A 15,469-nucleotide genomic window follows, 5' to 3' on the forward strand; every position below is an offset into this window, starting at 1 on the left:
TAGATAAGCTAAACCTTAAATATGAATATATAACTTAGTCTTCACTGCAGTGAAATTTGAATAGTAGGGCTGCTGGGGCAAGAATCTCACGATTTCAACCCTCGTTTGTGGTGGGAATCCGAATGCTTGTTGAAAATCCTGCACAAAATACAACATTTCAATCAAGATCGCGGCTATAATCGGAAATTGTTGTACAAAAGGCAGCATTTCTCTTCTAACAAGCGTTGTAGCGGGAAGATTGTTGTATTTCATACAACAATCCTTCCGAATGCCTAAGGATTAAGGGAGTTAAGTTGTATTTTCTGCAAGATTTTGCATGGAGCAGCCTAATAAAGCGATAGTGCGGGGTGCTGGTGGGATATATAAGTGGAAAAATGTCACTTAGTTCCCGGTAAATCTCCCGATATGGCGGCGTAGTTGGAAAAACAACACTTAATCTCGCATGAATTAGCGAATGACCCGGCTAGGGGCAGAATTAAGTGTCATTAATCCAACTAGGATCGGCAGTGAAGTCCGTATAGGATAAACAAGTGTCATAAATCCAATTACTGTTCCGGCGGAGGAATGTTTTGTGGAGTTTCGCTCGGGAAGGCATGCTTTCCCGGATTGAGCCGATGATTTAAAATGCTACTGATGCTACTGATGCTGCTGATGCTGCTGATGCTGCTGATGCTGCTGATGCTACTGATGCTGCTGATGTTACTGATGCTGCTGATGCTACTGATGCTGCTGATGTTACTGATGCTGCTGCTGCTGATGCTGCTGATGCTACTGATGTTACTGATGCTACTGATGCTACTGATGTTACTGATGCTACTGCTAGTGGGGCTAGAGCTAATGAAGCTGATGGAGCTATTGCTAGTGGGGCTAGAGCTGATGAAACTACCGTTAGTGGGCTAGAACCAATGAAGCCAATGATGTAATTGTTAGTGGGGCTAGAGCAAATGCTGAAGAAGCTAGAGCTAGTTTAGCTAGAGTTAATAAGCCAATGAATCTACTGCTAGTGAAGTTAGAGCTAATGCTGAAGAAGCTACTGATGCTACTGCTAGTGGGGTTAGAGCTAATGAAGCTAATGAAGCTAGAGCTAATGAAACTGAGAGTATGGTGCCAGCCAGTATTTTAAGCAGCTGATTTTAGCCGATAGAGAAGCTCCTTCGGGTTGCGGGGCTGGATGCTCAGGCGGCCAAGGGGCTGGCTGATGGTGCTTTGCTCAGGATTAGTTTGTATAAGTCACACTAAGAAATCATAAGGTGTTTGGACGGAACGGGGAACAGGCTGACTGCCCCCGTTCTTTTCCCTTTTGTGGAGGTGCTTGAGGTAATGTTCAGTCTATTGAAATCAGGAAGGGCGAGGCTTTATCCGCTGCTCCTGCTCCTGGTTGTCCTGCTGCTCTCCGGCTGCTCCAAGGCGCAGCCGGATTCCGCAGGCGGCGGGCCTGTGCCGCCCGCCAGTTCCCAGGCCGCGCAGACGCCGCGGCCTGAGGGCACTGCCATACCCTCCGCCACGGCGGACGGCATGGCAGCTTCCAGCTCCGGCGCAGCGCCAGCCGGAGCCGCCCCCGGCGTAACGGAGCAAGCTCCCGTTACGCAAGCCCCGGTGCCGGCGGCCACCGCGCCGGCGCCCGGCCACACCGGTGCCGCCGCGCCAGCATCGGCGGCCACGGGCAGTCCCGCCGCGCCAGCCCCGGCGGCTACGGGCAGTCCCGCCGCGCCAGCATCGGCGGCCACGGGCAGTCCCGCCGCGCCAGCCCCGGCGGCCACCGCCAAGTCTGCCGCGCCAGCCCCGGCGGCCACCGGCAAGCCAGCCGCGCCAGCCCCAGCGGCCACCGCCAAGCCAGCCGCGCCAGCCCCGGCCGCCACCGCCGCACCGGTGAATACGGTGACTCTCTCCATTACTGGAGATGAGGAGCACGGCGTTATTCTGGCCCCGGCGGCTTATGAAATAGAGAAGAATGAGACTGCGCTGGAGCTGCTGGGACGGATTACCCGCCAGCACAAGATCCAGATGGAATATCAGGGCAGCAAAACCTTTGCCTATGTGGAAGGTATAGATAATCTGTACGAATATGATCACGGGGCAGAGAGCGGCTGGATGTATAAGGTGAACGGAGAGTTTCCGTCCAAGGCTTCCGGCAGCTGGGTTATGAAGCCCGGAGATACGGTAGAGTGGCTGTATACGCTTGATCTTGGCAAGGATATCGGGGCAGCGTCGCCATGAACAGCGGCTTCCAGTCCATGTATCCTGCCGTAGCCCTGCTGTATTATGCCGGGCTGCTGCTGTTCGCCCTGCTGGGGCTTCATCCGTTGTTTCTGGTTACGGAAATAGCAGGTCTGCTGGCATTGCTGCTGCTGCAGGGCCAAGGGAAGGCGCTGCTGCGCGGTCTGCCTTTTATGCTCCTGATGGGGGTTTCAGTCGCAGTGCTGAATCCGCTGTTCTCGCACAGGGGGGCGCATATTCTCTTCTACTGGCTGGACCAGCCGATTACGCTGGAGGCTGTGCTGTACGGACTTATAATGATGACCGTACTGCTGACAATCTTCATCTGGTTCATTTCATACAATTACACGGTAACGACAGATAAATTCATGTACCTGTTCGCTGCCGCTGCGCCAAGAACGGCATTACTTACGCTGATGGCGCTCCGGTTCGTCCCCTTATTCCAGCGGCGGCTGCGCCAGATTACCCTGATCCAGCGCCTGCGCGGGGTGGATGTCCGCACAGGAAGCCTGCGCAAGCGGATGCAAGACGGCATGACGCTGCTGAAGGTGTTGCTCACCTGGTCGCTGGAGGAAGCGCTGCAGACCGGAGATTCCATGACGGCCCGCGGCTACGGGGTTGCCAAACGCAGCACGTACAGTATATACAAGCCGGATCGGCAGGATAAGCTAATTCTGCTGGTACTGACGCTCAGCGGTATGATTGCATTGTTCTTTTGGCTGCAGGGCTACGGTACGCTGGAGATTTATCCCCGGATGAAGAGTATGGATTTCGGCTGGCAGGATGCCGTGATGTACGGCAGCTTCTGCTTGTTCGTCCTGCTCCCTGCAGGTCTGGAAGGAAAGGAGAAATGGTTATGGAGATCCTCAAAGCGGAACAAGTATCCTTCCGCTATCCTGAAGAAGACAGGGACTCGCTCCATGAGCTCTCGTTCACAATAGAAGAAGGCGAATTCGTAGTGCTCTGCGGTCCGTCAGGCGGCGGCAAAACGACACTGCTGCGCCATCTGAAACGCGAGCTTGCTCCGGTAGGCATGTTCAGCGGAAGCCTGACATATAAAGGGCAGCTCCTGCCGGAGCTTCCCGCAGCCGTTGCCGCCGGGGAGATCGGCATGGTCTTCCAGAATCCGGATGCGCAAATCGTGATGGATACCGTCTGGCATGAGCTGGCCTTCTCTATGGAGAATCTGGGGATGCCGCCTGCAGTGATGCGGACCCGGCTGGCTGAGATCTGCGGATTATTCGGGCTGGAGCCGCTGCTCTACCAATCCGTGCATGAGCTGTCCGGCGGGCAAAAGCAGCTGCTCAATCTGGCCTCGGTGCTGCTGCTTCAGCCCAAGGTGCTGCTGCTGGATGAGCCGACCTCGCAGCTTGACCCAGTAGCTGCCCGGGAATTCATTATGGCGCTGCAGCGGCTGAACGAGGAAATGTCAGTGACGGTAATCATCAGCGAACACCGGCTGGAGGAGGTACTGCCGCTGGCCGACCGTGTGCTGATGCTGGAGGGCGGCAGGCTGGTGGCAGATGCAGGCCCGCGTGCTTTCGTTCAGCAAGCCGGCAGCGCATCACTCGCTTCACGTCAGGCTTATCTTCCGGCAGCTTCGCGGTTATATCTGGCGCTGTCACCGGAAGCGGGAACGGCCGCAGCGGAGAATATTCCGCTGACCGTACGCGAGGGCAAACGCTGGGTGCATTCCAGGGCAGCGGTAGCTTCTACTGTGACAGAAGCTGGAGTATGCGCCACTGTCATTCGTGATCATCCGGCCGCTAATTGCGGCGCAGGATTACCTGCTGCTGTCTCCCGTGAAGAAACTGCTGCAGCTCCGGGTACAGTCACTCCCGCCAATGCAGGTGCTGAGCCCGCTACTTCCCCGTCTAATTCCTTCAGCCAGGTGAGGAATCCTGATTCACCCGTGAAACTTCCTGCACCATCCGCAGAAATTCTGCTCAGCTGCAGAGAGGTTACCTTCCGCTACGACAAGGAAGGCCGGGAGGTGCTGAGGAAGCTCTCGCTAACGCTGAGGCGGGGAGAGCTTCTGGCGGTTATGGGCGGGAACGGTGCAGGGAAGTCGACCCTGCTCCATGTACTGGGCGGCCTGATGAAGCCGCAGCGCGGCAAGGCCGAGCTGTCCAAGGGGAGTACAACCGGGCTTCTGGCCCAGAATCCGCTGCTCTATTTCAGCTATGATACTGTGGCTGAGGAACTGCAGCATATGGCGCAGTATGCCGGGGCATCCCTGGAAGAAGCCGGGCGGGAAATAGATGCCCTGCTGGAAGTCTTCCGGCTCCGCGAGGTGCTGCAGAGCCATCCGCATGATCTCAGCGGCGGCCAGCAGCAGCAGACCGCACTTGCCATGATGATGCTGCTGAAGCCGGATATCCTGCTGCTGGATGAGCCGACTAAGGGGCTCGACCCGGCAGCCAAGGACAGGCTGGCTGCTCTGCTCCAGCAACTGCGCAGGCAGGGGGCCAGTATTCTGATCGTAACGCATGATGTGGAGTTTGCCGCTAAATATGCTTCCCGCTGTGCGCTGTTGTTTGACGGCAGCATAACAGCGGAAGGGGCGCCGGCAGAGTTCTTCAGCAGTAATTATTTCTATACTACGGCAGTCAACCGTATGGTCCGGGACTTACTGCCGCAGGCATTGACAATAGAGGATGTGATTCGAACATGGTCCGGTTCCGCGCCCCCCTGCTGATTGCTTTGGGATTATTCGTGGCTGGCCTCGCGCTAACAGCAGCGCTGAAAGACCGTCATTATGTGCTGCTCAGCCTGGTGCTGCTGCTGGCTGCGCTGCTGCCGCTGTTTCTCCGTCTGGAGCGCCGACAGCTGGCATCCCGTGAACTGGTGCTGCTGGCCGTATTATCTGCTATTGCTGCGGTCAGCCGGATTCCTTTTGCCGCATTGCCTGGGGTCAAGCCCGTGTCTGCCGTTGTCATTCTGTCGGCTTATGTCTTTGGCGCAGAGGCAGGGTTCGTCATCGGTGCAGTGGCGGCGCTGGTCTCGAATATCTACTTCGGTCAGGGCCCCTGGACACCATGGCAGATGTTCGCCTGGGGGATGACCGGACTTACGGCAGGCTGGCTGCGGAATACCTGGTGGATGAAGAAACGGCCCGGGCTGCTGATCTTCGGTTTTATATGGGGATTCCTGTTCGGCTGGATTATGAATCTCTGGGTTATTCTCAGTCTCCCGGATGCGTTCAGCTGGGGGCTTGTGGCAGCGACCTATGGAGCCAGCTTTTATTTTGACCTGGCCCATGCTTTATCCAATGTCTTGTTCCTGGCTATTCTGGCCGGCGGATGGACCAAAGTGCTGAAGAGATTCCGCAAGAAGTATGGACTGCTTCAAGAGTGAAAAGCTGTTTATAGGTCTTTGTTCATATGAATCGATAATATTTTTCTTTTTTCGACATTTTTTTCAGCGAATTATCAACATTTTGGCCTAATTCTCCGATAAATACAGTTACAGCAAGATATCGAGAAGGCGGGATTATAAGAAATGAGACATCTGAAGATTAAGCATAAAATGACTTTGCTGATTGCAGTGATTGTAGTGTTACTCATAGGCATTGGGACGACAGGCATTATGACCACCAGCAGAATGGCGGACAGGTCCCAGGAGACATACGAACAGAATTTGCTGCCGATTTATCTCATTACGGAGATCCGCGGGAATAACCGGGCGATCGAATCTTTTCTTCTGGAGGATCTCATTACCAGGGATGCTGCCAAGAGTCTGGAGCTTAAGGCGGCTATTGAAACGAATATCACTACGAACAATGAACTTTTAGAGCAGCTCAAGACGGTTGAGTTCAGCAATGACAAAATCGCGGCTAATATCAACGAATACCTGCTCCTTCTGCCGGACTACCGCTCCCAGCGTGATAATATCATCCATCTTGCCGACAATAATCTGAATGATGAGGGGTATCAGGTTTTCTCGGGTGGAGCGTTCAGTGAATCGCGCCGGACGATGGTTAACCTGCTGGAGGATACTGCGGCCCTGCTTGTACAGGATTCATCCGCGCATAATGAGGATACTGTAGCAAGCGCCAAAAGCTCCATCACTTTAAGCGGTATTCTGATTACTATTGCCTGGGTTCTGAGTATTGTGATCAGCATCATGATTACCCGGTTGATTACGAAACCGCTCAAGGAACTGCAGCAGCTGATGAAGCGGGCAGAGGAGGGGGATTTGACTGCTGCCGCCTCGTATCAGTCGAAGGATGAAATCGGCCAGATTAACACTTCGTTTAATACAATGCTGGAAGGCCTCCAGAATATGATGCGCGGAGTTTCCGAGAGTGCCGAGATTCTGTCGGCTTCCTCAGAGGAGATGAGTGCCAGCGCAGAACAGACGGCACATGCTTCCCAGATGATCGCCGAGACCTCAAGTGAAATCGCTGCCGGATTCGATGTACAGGCCGAGAGCATCGCACGTACCGCCCGGTCCGTCCGGACGATGACGTATGATATTAACGAGGCCCGGCACAGCGGCAGTGAAATGAACGGTCTGATGGCACAGGCTGCCTCATCAACGGACCGGGGCGTTGAAGCGGTTGAACGGATTCTGGCCCAAATGCGGGAGATTGACTCCAGTGTATCGGCAAGCCAGAGTATTGTCGGCAGTCTGGGCAGCCTATCCGAAGAGATCAACACGATCATCACAACCATCAATGACATTGCTACCCAGACTAATCTGCTGTCACTGAATGCCTCGATTGAAGCGGCCAGAGCGGGAGAGCATGGGCGGGGCTTCGCTGTCGTTGCGGGTGAAATCCGCAAGCTTGCGGAAGCTACCGGAAGAAGCTCGCTGCAGATTACGGAGATTATTACCCATATCCGCCAGCAGACTGAAAGTGCAGTGGAATCCATGGAGCTGGGCTCCGGGATTGTCTCCCATGGCGTAGCACAAAGCGAAGTGGTCTCCGCCGCATTTACTGAGATACAGACCTCTATTCAAGCAGCCAGCGAGCAGATGGAATTGATTACGGAGGTTATCGGACATGTCGCCCAGGAATCGGAGGGCGTAGCCCAGGCGATGGCTGAGGTGGATGAAATCTCGCGTAAAGGCGCCGGTGATGTTCAGGACACAAGCGCAGCGAGTGAGCAGCAGCTGACCGCAATGGGGGAGATGTCTTCCTCTGCCCAGTACCTCGCCACATTGGCCGAGGATCTGCAGAAGCATCTGGCCCGGTTCAAGCTATAGGAATTACTGAAGCCTTGTTCGGCTAAAGATTGCAGGGAGTTTCCTGTTATCTGCAGCTGAACAAGGCTTTTTTTGAATGAATAAGGTCATCCGGCCCTACAACAACAGGCAGCTTCCTGCAACATACGGCTTACTGCTCACGTCTTTAAGGATACCGGGAGAGCAGCTCCGGGGTATTGCTAAGGAAACGGAAGGGCGCCCTGAGCGCGATTCCATGATTCCATGATTGGATGTTCATTCCAGGTTGTGAACCTGAATTCAAGGAGGCGATTCACAGGATGAGGACCCCAATATTCAAACTGGCCCTAGTTCCGGTATTAATGAGCACACTTATTGCCTGCAGTGCAGGTCAGGACGGAAATAATGCCGTTGTCCAGGAGCCGGGGAACAGCACGGAGGGCACGGGTACACCAGCCGGACCTGCGCGAACGGCTGAACCCGTCAAATCTGCCGAACCAACCCGGGAAGCAGCCGGGCCTGGGGTAGCGGCGGGGGAGATCAGGCATTATGAGAATATAGTTATTTCTGACTGGATGGATGAGGATACGGTTGTAGTGTCCAAGGAGAACGACAAGTTAGGTAAAATGAGTCTGGAGGAGCTCGCGGATTCATTGCCCAAAAGCCTGTACTTCTACCACCTGGATACCAAAGAATTTGAATTGATCAAGGAACAGGAAAATGTGTTTCTGGGAGACGCTGTATTGTCATCCGATCACAAGCATCTGCTGTATAATGAATTCTCATTAGGAGATCCGGTCTACTATGTGATGGATTTAGGGTCAAAGAAGACCTTCAGTATCACAGGCGATGACATTGCAGGAGCTATGAGCGCCCGGTGGGCTGATGATGACACCGTTATAGGACCTGCATACAGCGGAGGTGCTTTTACAGCAAATACCTCCGGTAAGATCGCTGCGGTAGAGGGACTTAGCGGTGAAGGACTGATTGTTGTCCGGCAAATCAAAGATAAGATTTATTACACCTCCAATTCCGGCGAATCGCTGCAAACCTTCGATCTGAATACCAAGGAAAAAGCCACCTTGAAAATTGACCGTGTCGGCAGCGTAATTCCTTCACCGGGCGGAGATCAGCTGCTGGTCCAGCAATATAAGGATTCCGCACAAGCGCTGCTCCTCACTGATACAGACGGGGGAAATCAGAAGATTATCGTGGAAGGCGCGGAGCTTGGCGGTATCTCCTGGTCGCCGGACCAGCGGATGATTGCCTACAGCATGTCCGCTGACGGGGACGGTACGGCCTCTACTGCTCTTTATGTCTACGATCTGGAATCGGGTAAGTCTGTCAAGGTTGCAGATGGTACAGGGAATCTGACGACCTCCTGGAGCCCTTCGGGCAAACAGCTGGCGTATACCGAATGGAGCGGGGATGAGAGCAGCAGCAGTGTGGTGCAGTTGCAGGATTAGTGATTTTTTAGCTTTCGGACTTGAATGGACAATACAAGATGGAAGTGACGGAGGGGGAAGTTTAAACATTCACCGCAGTTACGACCACATCAATATTAATTCATGATTTGCACCAAAAAAGCGGCCCGTCCCGGAACATACCGGAAACGGACCGCTTTTATTATGCTGCGTAGAAGAGGCGTTCCCGCCCCTCATAAAGTTTAAGAGTACCAGCCCCACACGAAGATAAACAGGGTTCCGAAGATGGTAACCAGACCCACGAACAGTGCATAGGCGATGTTGATGTACAGCTCTTTCTTGGAGTCGGCCGATTCCCCGATGTGCATGAATACAAACAGCTGCAGAGAAGCCTGGATAAGCGCTGTAATCAGCAGCACGGCCATATTGGCCCCGGAGGAGAGATCTCCGTAGATGACAATCAGCGCAGCGGCAGAAAGGACCAGAGAGGCCAGATAACCCATCACATGGCGAATTGGGAACAGTTGCTTCATCATGTCACATCAGTCCTTTCAGGTAGACGAAGCTGAAGATAAAGATCCAGACAACGTCCAGGAAATGCCAGAACAGGGAGAAGATAAAAGCCTTGTTGGCGGTGGCCGGTGTGATGCCATGGCGCCACAGCTGAATCATGATTCCCGCTCCCCACAGGAAGCCGAAGCTGACGTGGGCACCATGCGTTCCGAGCAGTACGAACAGACTGGAGAGGAAACCGCTGGTTTGCAGGGTCGCACCCTCATGGACGTAAGTGAAGAACTCGTCAATTTCAATGCCGATAAAGCCGAGGCCCATAAGCAGCGTGATGGCCATGAAGACCATCATCGCTTTCTTATAGCCATGCCGCATGGCATGGATAGCCAGGCCGATCGTGAAGGAGCTCGACAGCAGCAGGAAGGTCTCGATCAGCACGGGGCCGATTTTGAACAGCTCGCTGGCGCTCGGTCCGCTGGCAAAGCGGTTGACCATTACGAAGTAAACAGTGAACAATGTGGCGAAGAGAGGAATTTCAGCTCCGAGAAAGACCCAGAAGCCGAAGATCTTGTTACTGTTCTCTTCCGTTGAATATTCGAGCGGCTTGGACGCATCTATTTTCATACAGTCTCACCCCGCTTCAATTTCTTTTCTGTAGCGATAACCTCTTCAGCCGAAATATAGTAGCCGTGATCCCGGTCGAAGGACATGAAGGCCAGCATGACAATGACACCGATACCTGAGAGGATGGCCGGAATCCATAAGCTGAATACCAGGGAGAATCCCAGGATGAAGAAGATCACGCCCAGAATGAACGGCTTGCCGGTATTGCTAGGCATATGGATCTTGGTGATTTTTTTGTCGTCATAGAGCGGGATATTGTCCTGCTTCGCGGACCACAAGGCATCACGGGTCTGCACAGTAGGGACAATTGCGAAGTTGTAGACCGGCATCGGGCTATGCGTAGCCCATTCGAGTGTCCGTCCATCCCATGGATCACTTGTTGTGTCTCTAGGCATATAACGTGTGCTCCAGTAAATATTGTAGACCAGCAGCAGGAATCCGATAGCCAGCCCGACTGCCCCTACGAAGGACAGCATATTCAGCGGGCCAAAGCCTGATTCCTCGGAATAGGTATACGTCCGGCGTGTCATTCCCATCAGACCCAGGAAGAACAGCGGGAAGAAGGTTACGTTGAAGGAAATCACGATCCACCAGAAGGAATGCTTACCGAGCCGTTCATTCAGGCGGAAGCCGAACACTTTAGGGAACCAGTAATGGAACCCGGCGATGACGGCGAACACGGCACCCGGAATGAGCACATAGTGGAAATGCGCCACAAGGAACATCGTGTTGTGATACTGGTAATCGGCACTGGCCATTGCGAGCATGACACCCGTTACCCCGCCGATGGTGAAAATCGGAATAAAGGCGAGCGTATACAGCATTGGCGTTGTGAAGGTAATCCTGCCTTTTCGCAGGGTGAACAGCCAGTTGAATATCTTAACCCCTGTAGGTACGGCAATAGCCATTGTGGTAATCGAGAAGAAGCTGTTGACCATGGCGCCTTGACCCATCGTATAGAAATGGTGAGCCCATACTAGGAAGGACAGGAGCGAGATAATCAGCATACTGAATACCATTGAGGTATATCCGTACAGGTTCTTTTTGGAGAAGGTGGCGATAATTTCGCTATAAATACCGAAGGCCGGCAGAATAACGATATAGACCTCCGGATGACCCCAAACCCAGAACAGATTGGCCCAGAGCATATCCATCCCGCCGTTGGCCATCGTGAAGAACTGGGAGCCGAACAGGCGGTCGAACATCATCAGCGCAAGCGCAACAGTAAGTACCGGGAAGGCGAAGACGATAATGACGTTGGTGATGAGTACGGACCAGGTGAACATCGGCATCTTCATCAGCTTCATGCCCGGTGCGCGCATCTTGAGAATCGTTACGATAAAGTTGACCCCTGTAATCAGAGTCCCGATACCGGAAATCTGGAGGGCCAGGGAGTAGTAGTTGTTACCGACCGTCGGGCTGAATTCAAGACTCGCCAGCGGGAAGTAGGCTGACCATCCGGCATCCGGCGATCCGCCGATAACGAAGGAAATGTTCAGCAGCATGGCCCCCATGAAGAAGAGCCAGAAGCTGACGGCGTTAAGCCGCGGGAACGCGACGTCACGCGCGCCGATCTGCAGCGGAATGATCACATTCATCAGACCGATGATGAACGGCATGGCCATGAACAGGATCATGATTAGGCCATGCGTGGTAAATACCTCATTGTAATGCTGGGCATCGAGGAATTTCATTTCCGGCGCTGCCGTCTGCAGACGCATCATCATCGCGTCCACACCGCCGCGGAACAGCATGAGCAGCGCCGCGAGGATATACATGACACCGATTTTTTTGTGATCTACAGTAGTAAGCCATTCACGCCAGAGGTATCCCCATTTCTTGAAATAGGTAAGCCCGACGAGAATCCCGATGGTGGCAAGTGCAATGCTGACCATGGCTCCGTATATCAAGGGTTCGCCGTGAACCTTAAATTTGTCTAAATCCATTAGGGTGGCTCCTTTCAGTGTGTTACGTTAAGCTCTTGCAGAGCTAGTGGCCATCATGAGTCTCGGCATCTACGGGTGAGCTTGGCAGCGGCTGTTCGACTTCCGGATCAGGTTCGCTGTCAAATTCGGTTCCGCTGGACGGCTCAGGAGAAGGGTGGATCTCTTTGTTATCCTGATGCTCTTCACTGCCGTTGTCCATATCCATCTCACTTCCGTCACCACTCATGTGTTCACTGTGGTCTCCAGGGGGAGGACTGAACTCCAAATGGGTCGAGGAATAGGTTTTGCGTCCGAGGAAGTCCGTGGCGAGCAGGCCTTTGAATTCATCTTCTGTAAGCTCAGGCGCGGTTTCCTTGACGTCATTCACCCATTCGTCATAATCCTTGTTGCTCATAACAAGGGCTTCAAATTCCATGTGGGCAAAGCCTTTACCGCTGAAGTTGGCATTCTTTCCGATATAAGAGCCTTCGGTATCAGCAGAAAGGTGAAGCGTGGTGAGCATGTCGCTCATGGCGTACTTTTGTCCGGCAAGCTGTGGAATCCATAAGCTGGTAATGGTGCCGAATGAGTACATTCTGAATTCAACTGCACGATGCACAGGCATATTCACGTAGTTAACCGTTTCAATGCCTTCCTCCGGATAGCTGAAATGCCACTTCCAGTTGGAGGATGAAGCGTAAATGACCAGCGGTGTCTGATCTTTGTAATCCGCGGCCACGTTCTCAACCTCGGTAGTTGTCTTGACGGTTACAACTGACAAGAAGGCGACGATAATGATCGGGATAATAATCCAGATCGCTTCAAGTACCTTGTTGCCCTCCTCGTGTTCAGGAATGTAACCCTCGTTACTCTTCTTCGCCCGGTATTTCACCAGAACAAAGATATATAAGATGTAGACAACTGCCAGAACACCAAGCATTACAACAATGGAGAGAATGATGGTGTCCGATAACGTCCTTGCAGACGGCCCCTTCGGGTTCAGAACAGCGATCGAGCTGCATCCCGGCAGGAGAAGGATCAGGCTTAGAAACAAAGCGTATAACGGTCCCTTTTTTTTCATATAGAACTCCTTCCTTCAATACTACTTTTCATTCGCCGTTCATTAACGGTCTTACTACTTAACCTGTATCTATAGTAAGAACTACTTACCCATAATGCAAAATACATATTTTGTATATTAGGCTAAAAAAAGACCTTAAAAATGGCGAACAAGTTAAATATGTGTGATCAAATTGTTACAACTACTTAAAGGTATGATAAAGATCACTGTAGTGGCGCAGTTTAAGCTAATTTTAAGGTTGTTCAAACTTTGTTCAAGATTGCACAATTGTTATTAATTTTGTCACATTTATTTTGGGTCAAAAAGATGTGATTTAACCGCATATTGCTTGCTGTGACAGCATTCGACGCGAATTGTCGTATTTCAGAAAAAAAGCTGAATAATCATTTTCTCATTGCAAAAAGGGTAACAATATTTTAGCTTGCGGTTACAATCTCTCAAATTACGTTATATCTATGTGTGATAAAGTAATAGACAAATATACATAGATTGGAGATTGCTGCTGTGCCCATTAAAAAAATAATGCTGTTATTCTTCTCTTTATTCCTGATTACGGGTCTTGTACAGATCCCTGCTAACGCTGAAGGTAAGACTAATGTACTAAAGCTCGGGATCAACGATAAATTGAGCGGTATAGAAGCCGTGTCTGTAAAAGGCACTTACTATGTCCCGCTGCGTGCTCTGGCCGATGAATTAAAATGGACGCTTACCGGCCTGACCGACGGAGTTCTGGTGTCTGGCGGCTCCGGCTCGCTGACCTTGCAGGGCGATGCCGGCGCTGTGCTCAAAGATGGCACAGTGGTGCCTGTGAGCACTTTTTTGCAGGACGGTAAACTTATGGTTCCGCTGAAAGTAAGCGGGTATCTTGGGTATATCATATCCTTTGCGGGGGATAAATATTTACTCCGGGTGAAGGACGGCTCGGCGGGGCTTACGGATGAAGCCTTTGTCACCCAGTATGCAGCAGAGCTGAAGCCGAAGGAAACAGTGCCTGCGGCTCCTGCGCCATCCGCTGAACCCGGCAAGCCGGGACAAACCGTGTATCTTACTTTTGATGACGGCCCGTCGGCGACGACTTCCCAGCTGCTGGATATCTTAAGCAAGTATGAGGTGCAGGCAACCTTCTTCATGCTGGGAAATAATATGAACAAATATCCTTCGCAGGTGAAGCGGATTGTGAAGGAGGACTACGGCCTGGGGCTTCATGGCATGACACACCGCAAGGAGAAATTCTATGCTTCCCCGGCTGCGGCACTGGCGGAGATGTCGGGCGATAATGCTGTCCTTAAGAAGCTGACGGGTGCTACTACAACGCTAATCCGGCCGCCTTACGGAAGCAAACCGTATTTCACCAAGTCTTTCCGGGATAAGGTGCTGGGTCAGGGCTATCATCTCTGGGACTGGAATGTGGATTCGAATGACTGGAGATACAAAGAGGACAGTGACAAGATCTACAATACAGTAATGGAGCAGGTTCACACGCTGAAGAAGTCGAAGACCAATCCGGTTATTCTGATGCATGATCAGAAGGCCACCCTCAAGGTGCTGCCGCGTCTGCTAGAAGCGCTTAAGAAGGATGGCTACACCTTCCAGGTCATTACAAAGGATATGGAGCCGGTGAATTTCTGGAAGGATAAACGGTAATCAGAAGGATTTGAATGCAAAAGAGCAAGCTGCGGGAGGTTTCCGGCCGCTTGCTCTTTTTTGCGGCCCGCCGAATCGCCGGAAATCCTGCATAAAGTACAACAATGCAGGTTCGCGCCGGCTGAATCAGCGGCCAGATGTGTTAGCACGAGAGTAACGGAGGCGCTACTTGTACAGATATTGGACAAGCATATTGACCAGCTCCGACTTCAACCGGTCCACGGCAATCCGCTGCGGGGAGAAGGAAATGACATCGACGATTGCACTCACCGCTTCGAACACAATTACGGAAGCTGCCTCAACGTCTTCAGTCTTCAATTCATCCTGACCCATCTGCAGGTACTTAAGCGTTCTGAGCCGGCCTGTTTCATATTGGGCATCCATCAGCTGCTTGATGACCTCATCACTGTGGTACATGATGCTCAGATCTTTATGATATCCGATAAACGCCTTATGCGAGAGCAGAAGGGTGTCTATCAGATGCAGAATCAGCTCGGAGCGGCCGATCGTTTCGAAATTAATCTCTGACATTGAAGCATCGATCCTGGCCAGAAGGTCATCGCCGTACATATGGAGAACATCGATGAATACGGCTCTTTTATCAATAAAATAGGAATAGAAGCTGCCTGTGGATACCCCGGCCGCCGCTGCGATTTCCTTGGTATTGGTCTGATGGAAGCCCTTGTCCGAGAATAGCTTCATTGCCGCCCGGATAATGGCTTCCTTGGTTCTGATACTGCGCTCCTGCTGCGGAGTTCTAACTTTGTCCTCGATTTCACCCATGTCTTAAGGTCCCCCTTATAGTACGAATTCTAGAGGAGCCGTTTTAAGCTGTCAATAAAAGTTGAACCATGGTTCGTTTTTTGTGATTGACA

At 52.3% G+C, this 15,469-nt stretch carries 14 protein-coding genes; 8 read left to right on the plus strand and 6 right to left on the minus strand.

Annotation, left to right across the window (positions count from 1 at the left end; all coding sequences use genetic code 11):
- Window positions 1-15: 15 nt before the first annotated feature.
- Complete coding sequence (locus P40081_RS05310; protein WP_042133865.1) at window positions 16-252, minus strand: hypothetical protein; 237 nt, start codon at window positions 250-252, stop codon at window positions 16-18.
- A gap of 390 nt (window positions 253-642) precedes the next feature.
- On the opposite strand from P40081_RS05310, the gene P40081_RS05315 reads away from it, so the two are divergent.
- The 7 genes from P40081_RS05315 (at window position 643) to P40081_RS05345 (ending at window position 8,852) form a co-directional block, all read left to right on the plus strand.
- Window positions 643-900, plus strand: coding sequence for a hypothetical protein (locus tag P40081_RS05315; protein WP_197074334.1), 258 nt, complete (start codon window positions 643-645; stop codon window positions 898-900).
- Between the two features lie 420 nt (window positions 901-1,320).
- Complete coding sequence (locus tag P40081_RS05320; protein WP_042133870.1) at window positions 1,321-2,217, plus strand: DUF4430 domain-containing protein; 897 nt, start codon at window positions 1,321-1,323, stop codon at window positions 2,215-2,217.
- Window positions 2,214-3,158 (plus strand): energy-coupling factor transporter transmembrane component T, encoded by a 945-nt coding sequence (locus P40081_RS05325; protein WP_052421679.1) that lies wholly within the window; start codon window positions 2,214-2,216, stop codon window positions 3,156-3,158. The genes P40081_RS05320 and P40081_RS05325 overlap by 4 nt, the downstream gene beginning before the upstream one ends.
- A complete protein-coding gene (locus P40081_RS05330) occupies window positions 3,074-4,915 on the plus strand; it encodes an ABC transporter ATP-binding protein (protein WP_042133872.1) in 1,842 nt (613 codons plus the stop codon). The genes P40081_RS05325 and P40081_RS05330 overlap by 85 nt, the downstream gene beginning before the upstream one ends.
- Window positions 4,888-5,574, plus strand: coding sequence for an ECF transporter S component (locus P40081_RS05335; RefSeq protein WP_042133874.1), 687 nt, complete (start codon window positions 4,888-4,890; stop codon window positions 5,572-5,574). Before P40081_RS05330 ends, P40081_RS05335 begins: the two co-directional genes overlap by 28 nt.
- Before the next feature lie 144 nt (window positions 5,575-5,718).
- Entirely contained in the window at window positions 5,719-7,428 is a 1,710-nt protein-coding gene (locus P40081_RS05340) for a methyl-accepting chemotaxis protein (protein ID WP_042133876.1), read from the plus strand.
- Window positions 7,429-7,706: 278 nt separating this feature from the next.
- The gene (locus tag P40081_RS05345) at window positions 7,707-8,852 is read left to right on the plus strand and encodes a hypothetical protein (RefSeq protein WP_042133878.1); all 1,146 of its coding nucleotides are present in this window, start codon (window positions 7,707-7,709) and stop codon (window positions 8,850-8,852) included.
- A gap of 200 nt (window positions 8,853-9,052) precedes the next feature.
- Here the strand turns inward: P40081_RS05345 and qoxD are convergent, their stop codons facing one another.
- From qoxD to qoxA, 4 genes are read right to left on the minus strand one after another with little or no spacing between them, the layout of a single operon-like run.
- Complete coding sequence (gene qoxD / locus P40081_RS05350; RefSeq protein WP_039302907.1) at window positions 9,053-9,346, minus strand: cytochrome aa3 quinol oxidase subunit IV; 294 nt, start codon at window positions 9,344-9,346, stop codon at window positions 9,053-9,055.
- A 1-nt stretch (window position 9,347) separates the two neighbouring features.
- Window positions 9,348-9,944, minus strand: coding sequence for a cytochrome aa3 quinol oxidase subunit III (gene qoxC / locus P40081_RS05355; RefSeq protein ID WP_042133881.1), 597 nt, complete (start codon window positions 9,942-9,944; stop codon window positions 9,348-9,350).
- Window positions 9,941-11,890, minus strand: a complete 1,950-nt coding sequence (gene qoxB, locus P40081_RS05360) for a cytochrome aa3 quinol oxidase subunit I (protein WP_042133883.1) — start codon at window positions 11,888-11,890, stop codon at window positions 9,941-9,943. The genes qoxC and qoxB overlap by 4 nt, the downstream gene beginning before the upstream one ends.
- Window positions 11,891-11,933: 43 nt before the next feature.
- Window positions 11,934-12,950 carry a cytochrome aa3 quinol oxidase subunit II gene (qoxA, locus tag P40081_RS05365; protein WP_042133885.1) on the minus strand — a complete coding sequence of 339 codons (1,017 nt, stop codon included), beginning with the start codon at window positions 12,948-12,950 and terminating at the stop codon, window positions 11,934-11,936.
- Between the two features lie 504 nt (window positions 12,951-13,454).
- Between qoxA and P40081_RS05370 the strand changes: the two genes are divergently transcribed.
- The gene (locus P40081_RS05370; protein ID WP_052421680.1) at window positions 13,455-14,594 is read left to right on the plus strand and encodes a polysaccharide deacetylase family protein; all 1,140 of its coding nucleotides are present in this window, start codon (window positions 13,455-13,457) and stop codon (window positions 14,592-14,594) included.
- A gap of 165 nt (window positions 14,595-14,759) precedes the next feature.
- Here P40081_RS05370 and P40081_RS05375 read toward each other — a convergent pair whose 3' ends face one another.
- Window positions 14,760-15,377, minus strand: a complete 618-nt coding sequence (locus tag P40081_RS05375) for a TetR/AcrR family transcriptional regulator (RefSeq protein WP_042133887.1) — start codon at window positions 15,375-15,377, stop codon at window positions 14,760-14,762.
- Window positions 15,378-15,469 lie beyond the last annotated feature (92 nt).

The sequence above is a fragment of the Paenibacillus sp. FSL P4-0081 genome (genome assembly GCF_000758565.1).
Classification (GTDB): Bacteria; Bacillota; Bacilli; order Paenibacillales; family Paenibacillaceae; genus Paenibacillus_AQ; species Paenibacillus_AQ phytohabitans.